At 52.6% G+C, this 312-nt stretch carries 1 protein-coding gene; it reads left to right on the top strand.

What is annotated here, in order from left to right; translation table 11 throughout:
* Window positions 1-312, top strand: a 312-nt coding sequence (locus AB4585_RS25150; protein WP_372171485.1) for a molybdopterin dinucleotide binding domain-containing protein, incomplete at both ends; no start/stop codon positions are given.

Raw genomic sequence — 312 nt, 5'->3', positions numbered from 1 at the left:
GCGCGTATCATGCATAAGGAGCAGTTTACGCGTGGCAGAGGGCAGATGGAGGCGATTCCATTTAGGTATGCCGCTGAGCTTCCCGATGAGGAGTATCCTCTTATCCTGACGACAGGTCGCATTCTTGAGCAGTTCCACACCGGAACCATGACTCGCAAGACAAAGGGATTGGATAATCTAGCGGGCCCAAGAGCGATGATCAGCGTGGCAGATGCCGAAGAGATGGGGATTGGCAACGGTGAGATGCTGAGCGTTTCTACTCGTCGTGGCACCATTGATATTGCAGCCTTTGTGACCAAGCGTATTCAAAAG

The organism is Vibrio sp. 10N.222.49.C9, from assembly GCF_041474985.1.
Lineage (GTDB): Bacteria > Pseudomonadota > Gammaproteobacteria > Enterobacterales > Vibrionaceae > Vibrio > Vibrio crassostreae_C.
The sequence above is the reverse complement of the archived record's forward strand: the minus strand, read 5'-3'. Positions and strand labels throughout refer to the sequence as shown.